Annotated in this window: 8 protein-coding genes; all 8 read right to left on the minus strand. The window is 58.9% G+C overall.

The annotated features are described in order from the left end of the window. Positions 1–18: 18 nt before the first annotated feature. A complete protein-coding gene (locus B5E43_RS14435; protein WP_087397837.1) occupies positions 19–867 on the minus strand; it encodes a tyrosine-type recombinase/integrase in 849 nt (282 codons plus the stop codon). Positions 868–1,728: 861 nt separating this feature from the next. Next, on the minus strand, positions 1,729–3,729 hold the full coding sequence (locus tag B5E43_RS14450) for a TRAP transporter permease (RefSeq protein WP_087397842.1): 2,001 nt from the start codon (positions 3,727–3,729) through the stop codon (positions 1,729–1,731). Positions 3,730–3,843: 114 nt separating this feature from the next. Further along, positions 3,844–4,848 (minus strand): TAXI family TRAP transporter solute-binding subunit, encoded by a 1,005-nt coding sequence (locus tag B5E43_RS14455; RefSeq protein ID WP_087397844.1) that lies wholly within the window; start codon positions 4,846–4,848, stop codon positions 3,844–3,846. Between the two features lie 74 nt (positions 4,849–4,922). Beyond that, on the minus strand, positions 4,923–5,939 hold the full coding sequence (locus B5E43_RS14460) for an aminopeptidase (RefSeq protein ID WP_087397846.1): 1,017 nt from the start codon (positions 5,937–5,939) through the stop codon (positions 4,923–4,925). 422 nt (positions 5,940–6,361) lie between these two features. Beyond that, positions 6,362–6,616, minus strand: a complete 255-nt coding sequence (locus tag B5E43_RS14465) for an ATP-binding protein (protein ID WP_087397848.1) — start codon at positions 6,614–6,616, stop codon at positions 6,362–6,364. Positions 6,617–6,731: 115 nt separating this feature from the next. Then, positions 6,732–7,901: a hypothetical protein gene (locus B5E43_RS14470; protein ID WP_087397849.1), complete on the minus strand. Its 1,170-nt coding sequence runs from the start codon at positions 7,899–7,901 to the stop codon at positions 6,732–6,734. Next, complete coding sequence (locus tag B5E43_RS14475) at positions 7,898–8,998, minus strand: iron-containing alcohol dehydrogenase family protein (RefSeq protein ID WP_087397851.1); 1,101 nt, start codon at positions 8,996–8,998, stop codon at positions 7,898–7,900. Before B5E43_RS14475 ends, B5E43_RS14470 begins: the two co-directional genes overlap by 4 nt. Positions 8,999–9,658: 660 nt before the next feature. After that, positions 9,659–10,354: a hypothetical protein gene (locus B5E43_RS14980; RefSeq protein WP_143383023.1), complete on the minus strand. Its 696-nt coding sequence runs from the start codon at positions 10,352–10,354 to the stop codon at positions 9,659–9,661. Positions 10,355–10,417: the final 63 nt, after the last annotated feature.

Raw genomic sequence — 10,417 nt, forward strand, 5'->3', positions numbered from 1 at the left:
CGGAATGTTGATTCCGTCCTATGACACCAGCCCTAGCCGGTCCAGGGCCTGCCGGTGCTCCGCGCCGGAGGAGACCAGGTAGATGCGGGTGGTCTCGATGCTGCTGTGGCCCAGCAGGTCGGCCAGCTTGGCGATGTCCCGGTAGGAGCGATAGAACACCGTGGCAAACAGGTGCCGCAGGTTGTGGGGGAACACCCTGCTGGGCGGCACCCCCGCCGCCTTGGCCAGGGCTTTCAGTTCCGCCCAGATCTGCCGGCGGCTCAGATCCTTCCCGCTTCTGGTGCGGAACACCGCGCCGGAGGCGGTTTTCTGTTTTCCGGCATATTTCAACAGCTTGCGGCAGAGCTTTCCGGGCAGCAGGATGGTGCGGATCTTGCCTTTCAGAGAGATCTCCGCCTTGCCCTGCCGGACCGCTTCCACGGTGATGTACTGAACCTCGCTGGCCCGGATACCGGTGGCCCCGATGGTCTCCGCCAGCAGGGCCAGCCGTTCCCGCCCCAGATTTTTAGCGGCGGCCAGCAATCGCTGGTAGTCCTCCTGGGTCAGCTCCCGCTCCGGGTCCCGGAACAGCCGCCGCTGGATTTTTAGGAATTTCACCCGGCACTCCGGCCGCCCCAGGAAGCCCAGCAGACTGTTCAGGGCGGAGAGCATAGCGTTGACAGAGGCGGGGGCGTAGTCCCGCTCCACCAGGTGGGCCTTCCAGCCGGACGCGGCCTCCTTGCTCACCTCCCGTCCGGCCAGCCAGCGGATAAAATCCCCCGCACTTCGGAGATATTTCTCCAGGGTGGCGGGGCTCTTCTCCTCCTGTTGGAGATAGCGGGCGTACGCCCGGAGTTGCTCCGGGCCGCAGGTACATACATATTCCATGATCCGATTCCTCCTTTTTGGCAGTCGATGCTATTGTACACGACCTGAGGATACAGCAAGGCCCGCAGCGGCAAACACCGCTGCGGGCCTTCTTGCTGCAATGCCGTATGGATAGGCTCGCCAAAGGATCGGAAAGATACATAGGCTGCCAGAATTGTTCCTCCCGATGTACATGGCTTTTGCGAACTTGGCGGTTTGTATCACAGGTCGTCTCTCCTCCTCTCGAGGGTACACACACCATACCGCAAAGGAAGCCAAAAGTCGAGAGAATTATAATGCGGAGAGAGAATAATGCAGATACGCCTTGCTCAAACGCTCGGTAAGGTTGTGGCCCCCCTTGCCCTATGGCTCAAAGCTGATTCCTGTCATAAACGTTATAGGCTGACAAAACTGAATGGGCCCGATGGTTTCTTCCGTTGCGTTTGTACGCTGACTGACAATCCCGGCCGTAATTCGGATATCATAGGGCAGAAAACGGAGACTGATACGGACGAGTTTGTTGCGAAACCCTACTTTAATGTGTCTATAAAAACGGCTCTACTCCCGTTTTAGTGGATAGGAGTATTTAGAAAGGGTTAGGGACAGCGAGTTGGAGTTTACCAGCAACGAGGTAAATCATCGAGGCAAAGCCCTCATAGGTATTAAAGCCACGGGCTTTCCGTTTGGCTGCCTGTATCATGGAGTTAATACCCTCACAGACAGCGTTGGTAATGCGGTGGTAGAAGTAGGCCAGTAGGGGCGAGTACATGGCACATGATATGGTTTGCTGTATTTGCGCAGCAAAAGGGCCCCGCCCGTCCGGAGACAGCTGCTCCGGGCGGGCGGGACCAGATGTGCGGGGCAACGGGGGGAACCGGGTCCCTAGGAATTCAGTGCCACTTTCTTTTTCCGCATTTTCTGCTGGACAATCATGGCCACCAGAATGGCGATGCCGACGATGTCGCTCCAGGGGCTGGGCATGACCATGAAGATGCCGCCGGCGATCAGTATGATCCGCTCGATGATATTACAGGGCATGATGCAGTAGCCGGACAGGCCCATGGCGAGACACACCATGCCTACGATGGTAACGGCGGCGGCCATTACAATCATAAGGACGAACATGGGGGTACTCCACCCCTCGGTGTTAATCAAGAGCAGCACCGGATTCAGGACAAAGACGTATGGCGCCACATAGGCCGAGATACCGAGTCGTGAGGCGTTCAGGCCAGTCTTGATGGTGCTGGCGCCCGCAATGCCGGCGCCGGCGATGGCGGCCAGGCCCACCAGCGGGGTGATGTCAGCCACGATGCCGAAGTAGAACACGAACATGTGGGCAGCCAGAGCGGGGATGCCCAGCTCCACCAGAGCGGGAGCGGTGATGGTGGCCTGAATGATGTAGTTGGCGGTGGTGGGCAGGCCCAGACCCAGGAAGATGCAGCACAGCATGGTGAGGGCCAGGGTGGGCATCAGCAGTCCGCCGGACAGGTCCACGATGCCGCCGGCCAGCTTCAGGCCCAGGCCGGTCATGGTGATGCTGCCCACGATAATGCCGGCGCAGCCGCAGGCCAGAACCACGGAGATGGCGCCCCGGGCGGTCTCCTCCAGTGCCATGATGAACATCTTGCCGAACTCCACGGGGTTGAATTTCTCCCCGCTGGTAAAGGAGTTGATGAGCCAGATGATCATGCAGGCCACGATGCCGAACAGGGCGGAGTACATGACCGAGCGTCCGCTGCCCAGCAGGAAGATGATGATCAGCAGGGGAGCGATCTTATACCAGCCGGTTTTCATCAGGTGGGAGACGCTGGGCCGCTGATCCTTGGGTACGCCCAGCAGGCCCTTGCGCATGGCCTCGAAGTGTACGTTGGCGTAGATGCCGGTGAAGTACAGAATGGCGGGGATCACGGCGGCAAAGGCGATGGTGTTGTAGGGCACGCCCACATACTCCGTCATGATAAAGGCCGCCGCGCCCATGATGGGGGGCATGATCTGGCCGCCGGTGGAGGCGGCCGCCTCGACGGCTCCGGCAAATTCAGGCCGGTAGCCGGTCTTTTTCATCAGCGGGATGGTGATGGAGCCGGAGCCCACGGTGTTGGCCACCGAGCTGCCGCTGACGGTGCCCTCCAGGGCGCTGGCGATAACGGCCGCCTTGGCCGGTCCGCCGGCGGCGCCGCCGCAGGCACCCATGGCCATGCCGGTCATCCAGTCGCCCACGCCGCTGGCCTTTAAGAAGGTGGCGAAGATCAGGAACAGGTAGATGAAGGACGAGGACACATAGATGGGAGTGCCCAGGATACCCTCGGTGCCCAGGAATTCAAAGCAGACCACCCGTTTCAGGCTCAGTCCGCCGTGGCCCAGGAAGCCGGGGAAATATTCCCCGAACACCGCGTACAGCAGGAAAAAGATGCCCAGACCCACGATGATGGGACCCACCACCCGGCGGGCGGCCTCCAGCAGCAGGATGATGGCGATGATGCTGACGATCATATCCATCTGGGTGTACAGGCCGGAGCGGAGGAGCAGGGCCTCGTAATTGAACACGTGGTAGGCGCCGCAGAAGAAGGACAGGATGCACAAAATCCAGTCCCAGATGGGAATGGTCTTGCCCGCCTTGCCCGCGATGGGGTAGAGCAGGTAGGCCAGCACCATGGCGGCGGCCAGGTGGGGCGCGCGCTGCAGAGTAGAGGGGAACACACCGAACAGGCCGGTGTAAAGGTGGAACAGGGACCAGCACACGCCGATGACGAATACAATGGCGCGGGGGATGCCCTCCAGGTGGCGGTACTTGGACTCACGGTCATATTTTTCCATGAGTTCCGCTTCATTGAGGACCTCTACGCCATCCACAGTAGTGGTGCTTACGTTTTTCTCTTCGCTCATGCAATTGCCTCCTTTCTATCTCATCCGCATGAGATAGGAAGGGAGGCGGCAGATGCAGCCGCCCTGCCGCCCCCCGTTGCTTCAGCGGATTCGGAGGAGCCCTTCGGCGTCCGCTCAGTCGATCAGCAGGCTGGGATCAACCTCGATGCTCATCTCTTCATAGTACCGGGCGGCACCGGGGTGAACGGGAGTGGTCACGCCCTCCAGGGCGCCTTCCAGGCTGATGTCCTTACCGGCGGTGTGACCGGCCTTGATCTCGTCGGCACTCTCATAGAAGGCCTTGGTGACCTGATAGACCGTGTCCTCATCCAGGTCGGCCCGGCAGTACAGAACCGCCTGGCAGGTGATGGTGTTGATGTCCTCGGTCTGACGGTCATAGGTGCCGGCGGGGATGACGTAGCGGGAGTAGTAGGGCTGAGTCTCCTGGATGGTGGCCAGGATTTCGTCGCTGATGTTGATGTAGTTCAGGTCCATGGCGGTGAGCATCTCCTGAATGCTGGAGGCGGGCACCGTCAGGGTGTTGCAGGCGGCGTCGATGTGGCCGTCCTGCATCTTGGTGGAGGCGTCACCGAAGCTGTCGTTCTGGGGCTTGATATCGGTGTTCATGTCCATGCCGGCGGCCTCCAGAACCGCCTGGGTGCAGCCGATGGTGCCGGAGCCGGCGGGCCCGACGGCGATGGTCAGACCGGCCAGATCCTCCACGTTGTGAGCGCCGGTGGAGGCGGCGGCCACGATCTGGTACACCTCGTGGTACACCACGCCGATGGCGCGCACGTTGGTGACCGGGTTGCCCTCAAAGGCGTCCTTGCCCTCGTGGGCCAGCACGGCGGTGGCGTTCATGGCGATGCCCAGGTCAAATTCGCCGGCGTTGATCATGTTCATGTTCTCAACCGAGGCGCCGCTGGCCTGGGGAGAGATGATAATGCCGTCCATACGGCTCTCCATGGCGGTGGCCATAACGCCGCCCAGGGCGTAATAGGTGCCGCCGCTGGAGCCGGTGCCCATGGAGAGGGTCTGGGTCCCGCCGCCGGAGCCGCCCGAACCGGAGCCCGAGCCGCAGCCGGCCAGCATAGCCAGAGAGATTGCGCACGCCAGAGTCAGAGCCAATAATTTTTTCATGTTTCCTCCTGTTCCAATTTTAGTCGATACCAATGCTTCCTTTCGATGCCTCAGATGTTCCAGTTTGCCGTATCTCACTTGTCGCCCAGGCAGACCACCTTGCCGTCCTTGACGATGACGACCTCCTCGGGGGTGCCCTCGTCGAAGATGACGGTGGGATTGTACTGCACCATGTCGATGTGGACGGTGGAGCGGGCGGGCTGCCCGTAGTAGAAGCCGTTGCCCATGGCGATGTGGCAGGTGCCCCGGGCCTTCTTCTCCTCCTCAAAGTCGCCGTTGAACATGCAGGCGGGGTTCAGGCCGATGCCGATCTCCGCGATGTTGTCCGAGTCCTTCACCTCGGCGATCTGACGGCGGATCTCCTTGCAGATCTTGGCGTCGCCGCCCACGACCTCCACGATGCGGCCGTCCTCGATCTTCAGCTCCACGGGGATGGCGGGGCAGCCGTAGTAGCAGATGGGGCCGTCGATGACCAGCTTGCCGTGGGTGGTGCCGATGACGGGACCCAGGGAGACCTCACCGTCGGACCAGGCCATGGCGTCCCCGGGATTCCGGGCGATGCCGCACTCGATGATAGGCTCCATCTGGTTCATCTCCATGTACAGGTCGGTACCCGCGGGGGTGGTGATGTGGGCCATCTTGTGTCCGCGCCAGATGGCCTGCAGCTTCTCGCCGTCGGCGTACACCGCCTCGTAGTCGGCCAGCGCGCCGCCGCGGGTGAAGTTGTCAATGCTCCGCAGGCAGATGGACACCTCTCTGAGCTTCTTCTGGTTGATCAGCTCCTTCAGGTGATTGTTGTAGATGGCCGCGCCGGAGGAGGTGGTCATGCCCACGAACACGTCGCAGGCGTCCATGCCCAGCTCCAGGGACTTGGGGAAGATGGTGGCCTTGTCCTTGCCACGGATGGGCATCATGTAGATGCCGTACTCCGCGCCGCACTTCAGCGCCGCGGCCGCCATGGCGTTGGCCATCCGCATGTCCGTCTGGGGGTCGATGACAATCAAAACCTCTTCTCCGGGCTTTACCGCCATCAGGTTGGACAGGATATAGTCGGCTCTCTCAATACACTCGATCACGCGATTGTCTTCCATAGCAGATCATCCTCCATTCAAAAATTCGTGTGAATTTCCGCGCATGTGTTCAGGATATGAATCTTAGAATTTGCAATCTGTCGAAAAAGCTCAAGTGCCGGGCGCTCTCCCTTCAGTCTGGGTTCTGCGGACGGTCGGACTGCTCGGTTCTGATATTCCCCCCTTTATTCTCTTCGTGACTGACCGCACAGACTCCGTCCCGCTTCGCCAAGCGGCTGGCAAAGGAAAGCGCTCTGCAGCAAGGGCACGTGTGCAAGACCCGGCAATCCCGGGCTGGAAAAAGAAAAGCCGCCCTTCCTTGTGTTGCTCGGTCAGGGAAAGTCCATCGGGTCAAAGCATTCCAACGGTACTGCGTCCAAGTCAAAGGAAAAGCGGGATTTAGATATTTAATACAAAAACTTCTCTTGATGTATGTTTACAGTTTAACATAATTTTGAAAGAACTGCAAGCATTACTTCTGAAATTCCGGATAAATCGTTGAAATGGAGGTCTTGTAGTGGAGGGTTCAATTGCAAAATGGTTTGGTCGGCGTTTTTGACTCCCACGATACTTCCATCGTTGCTGACGCCAATATACAGCGTACCACCTTTTGTGTTGGCAAAGGCAATGATCTCTTTGCAAATATCTCCCACGACCTCTGCTTTCAGTTCAACAACTTCACTCTCAACAAATGCCATACACAGCGCCCCCTTTTCTTAGTTGTCATTATAATCATAAAACCGCCGCTTTCCAGCTGGAAAGCGGCGGTTTTCTCTGCTGCAGTGCTTTGATGTATATGCACAGATGGAGCATTCAGTGGTCTGCGGGGATTTCTGCGCGCTGCCCGACGGACTTCGTGTCAAATCGGGTGACGATCATATGGATGAGGTAGGGGATGAGAATGACAGGAATGGCCAGGTAGGCGATGGCGCTGTATGCCCGCTGGATCAAGTTCAGCAGGCCGAACTGGGCGATGCCGAAATCCATTGCGCAGCAGATAAGGGCGGTCGCAGCTTCCTTTTTGCTGACCCGTAGCTGGGGCCGCTGCCCTGTAGCGGCTTGGACGGAGCGCTCGCCGCACACGCGCTTGACCATGGCGGCCACCATATTCACCGCCGTGGACACCGCACCCAGGATGATCAGCAGGGAGATAAGCGGCGTCATAAAGGAGGCGCCCACACCCTTTTCCACCATGAACAGAGTGGGCACGCTCTGGGAGGCGGCCTCGGGGTCGGTATAGACGGTCATCAGGCCCAGCACCACCATGACCATCATCAGGGCGTTGAGCACTGCTCCCAGGGCCATACTTTTCACCGCGTTTTCCGGTTTTTCAAAGGACCTGGCGTGTTGGACAAAGACCGCGATGTTGGAGAGCTGGAACGTGCCGTAGAGGAACGCTGAGTACAGTGCCGGGCCCAGGCCCAGGGGCTGGGCGTTCATCTGCTGTATGGCCTCACCGATCTTAGAGAAGTTTGCGCCGATGTTGGGGACATAGACGATCAGCAGCCCGGCGATGATGCAGATGGACAGCGCAGAGGCCACCCGCCGCACCAGGTCTGTGCCGAAGATCGCCACCACAAAGATAAACACCCCGATGAAAAAGGTGCACAGCAGATAGGGCAGGCCCGTCAGCTGGCTTAATGTGGCGCCCCCTGTGGCGAACGCCACCGCCGGGGCCACGCACATCACGCACAGGTACAGCAGCTCGAACAGATTGGAGAAGAGGGGAGCAAACCGCCCGTAAAAGGCGTCATTGTAGGAGCGGTAATCATAGGTCTGGTGTCTGCGGGCGAACCGCAGACTGTATGCGAAGAATACCCCGTTGTAGGCCATGGCCAGCACGGGCATGAGGATGCACCAGACTCCGTAGCGCACAAAATAGCTGTAGATCTGGGCGCCGGAGGCAAATCCTCCGCCGAAGTGGGTGGTGAACCACACAAATGCCACGCCAAGAGCGATGGCGCCTGCTTTTGCCGGTTTCACTGTCCGCCCACCGCCCTTTCCTCCAGAACGGCCATGGCGCCCTCCAGCATCTGCCGGGTAACCGGATAGGGGTAGTGAGAGACATCGGACATGGAGGGAATGACGTCCAGGCAGGCATCCCACTGCTCCGGAGTGATCTCAATATCGGCCAGCCGGGTTGGCAGACCGATGGAACGGTTGAGCTGATAAATCTTTTCAAATTCCGCCTCCTGGCCGTCCGCAAGTAGTGCGATGAGGATGCCGAATCCCACCACTTCTCCGTGGAGATGCCGCTCCTCCAGGATCGGGTACCGGGTGAGGGCGTAGAAGATGGCATGGGCAAGGCCGCTGTTGTAGTCCGGCGTGAAATCCTTGGTGAGGAAGATGGAGGCGATGCCCGTGGTGACCACAATAGCCAGCGCCACCTGCTCCACCTCATAGGTGCACAGGCCCTGCCGGTGGTCCGCCAGAGCCCTGGCGCCGTATATCAGCAGGGGGTCGCGGCACATGCGGCTGACCTCCACGCCCAGGGCGGTGAAGTGCTCCAGGCGCTCGCCCCGGGAGGAGATCATGGCCTCATAGTATTTGGCGTAGGTATCGCCGATGCCAGCCCACATATACTGGCTAGGGGCCTTGGCAAGGATCTCGGTGTCAATGAATGTGTGCATGACCGGGCGGACAAAGAAGTGGGGCCGAAGGAATGTGCCGTCCTCATTGTACATGATGGAGACCGATGTAGTCGCCGCGCAGTTGGAGGCGATGGTGGGGAAGCTGAACACCGGCTTGTCGTCGGGGATGCACAGGCACTTGACAGTATCCAGTGCCTTGCCGCCCCCCACGCCGAACACCATGTCCGCCTGCTGATAGAGGAGCAGGGCCCGCAGGCGCTCCACCGTCTGATAGGTGCAGTTCTCACCATAGATCTCCGTGCCGATGATCTCCAGATTGGTCTTGGCCACATGCGCGGCGATCTTGTCATAGGCGGCGGTCAACGCTTTCCGCCCGCCGATGACCAGTACAGTTTTGCCGTAGGACTCGCACACCGGGCCGATTTTGTCATAGATCTTGTCGCCGATGGAGTAGCTGGGCAGATGGACCTCATAGTTTTCCAGTTTCATATGGTACCCCTTTCCGGGACAGGCAGCAAAAAACGCCCCTGTCCCCACAAAATGTCATGCAGGGACAAGAGCGTGTCGCTCCTGCGGTGCCACCCGGCTTGACGCGGCGAACCGCGTCCACTCACGCATACGGTCATATGCTCTCTTTGATAACGGAGTTCGCACTCCGGCTTGCCTACAGCTGGTTCAGCTCGCCCTCAAAAGCCCATTCACTCCAGCTTCTGCTACCGCGCTCCCACCGTCCGCGGCTCTCTGTCAGCAACTGCACTGAAGCTACTTGCTCTTTCTCAACGGTTTATATCAATTTACCACCGTGAAGGGAAAAAGTCAATCACAAGTTTAGCGGACGAGAGGTGATGCACCGTACGGGGGCGCGGGCGGCGCTATGCGGAAATTTGACTTGCCGCCGCCGCACCACGCCGTGATGGAGACGGCAGGGAGTGCTGTGCGGGCGCTCACACCGAGATCGCTGCCTGGATGCCATTTGGTTTCTCCTTGGTCACGATGATCCGCTTATCGATGTTTTCTTTATTCTGAAAACAGCTCTTCCGGCAGGGCACAACAAATCTACCCGCCTCAGATCTCCGCACCGGACCATGGATTTGAGCAATTTAGACAACGGAAGGAGGACAGACACCCAGCCCGGGGTCTGTAGGCGTTTTAGATAGCTGCGGATCTTATGTTCCCGGTGGAACCCATCGAAATAATTTGCGCCCAAATCACGGAACAGGACCTTGCTCCTGAGGATATGGCAGATGGCGATAAGCATAGAGGGGGCCGCAGCCACGATCTCGTCCAGCTGGGCAGGAGGCTTCTGTGGATGTCTGTCACCACGCTGCCCAGCTTGATCTTGTCGCCTTCAGCATCCAGGGCGCAGAGGCGGACACAGCGGCCAAGGCTTTCAATACACTTCCTAAGCGTATTTTCAGCTGACCAAACAATACGGGATTGCGCGTTCGCGGGCAAGTCGGAGAAGCCCTTAATATTGTTTATAGCCCCGTAAATTTTGAGCTGTAAACGGTGGGGGCGGCGCACTTGCAGGGCTTGTATCGGGCGGGTACAAGAAAGTGAAAAAGCACTCCCAGCCTGAACCGATGCCGGTTCGAGCCGGGAGCGATTGACCACATTTTCAGCCACAGTGTGGTGTGGAGTATGCGGAAAGACTGTATTCAAAGAGTGATAGAAAGCAAGTGAAATGGAGCGGATATGGTCAAAAGCAAGCAGAAATTGTGCAAAAAATCTTTCTTTATCTATTTGGGAGCGCGCGGGGGCCATCCATGAGGACAAAACCGCAACCCCGCAACCCGCTGGGACACTACCAGAAGCGGGAACCATTTCGGCAAAGTCGTTGGTCAAAAAACGGCCTTGACCACATGTTTGACCACAGTTATAATCATTTTATATCCGGGTGTAGCGCAG

This window comes from Flavonifractor sp. An100, from assembly GCF_002161175.1.
Lineage (GTDB): Bacteria > Bacillota > Clostridia > Oscillospirales > Oscillospiraceae > Lawsonibacter.

What these genes read in the sequence shown, in the direction of transcription:
- B5E43_RS14455 (WP_087397844.1), bottom strand. Translation starts at nt 4,848, where the DNA reads ATGAAAAAATTATTGGCTCTGACTCTGGCGTGCGCAATCTCTCTGGCT.
- B5E43_RS14435 (WP_087397837.1), bottom strand. Translation starts at nt 867, where the DNA reads ATGGAATATGTATGTACCTGCGGCCCGGAGCAACTCCGGGCGTACGCC.
- B5E43_RS14465 (WP_087397848.1), bottom strand. Translation starts at nt 6,616, where the DNA reads ATGGCATTTGTTGAGAGTGAAGTTGTTGAACTGAAAGCAGAGGTCGTG.
- B5E43_RS14460 (WP_087397846.1), bottom strand. Translation starts at nt 5,939, where the DNA reads ATGGAAGACAATCGCGTGATCGAGTGTATTGAGAGAGCCGACTATATC.
- B5E43_RS14475 (WP_087397851.1), bottom strand. Translation starts at nt 8,998, where the DNA reads ATGAAACTGGAAAACTATGAGGTCCATCTGCCCAGCTACTCCATCGGC.
- B5E43_RS14450 (WP_087397842.1), bottom strand. Translation starts at nt 3,729, where the DNA reads ATGAGCGAAGAGAAAAACGTAAGCACCACTACTGTGGATGGCGTAGAG.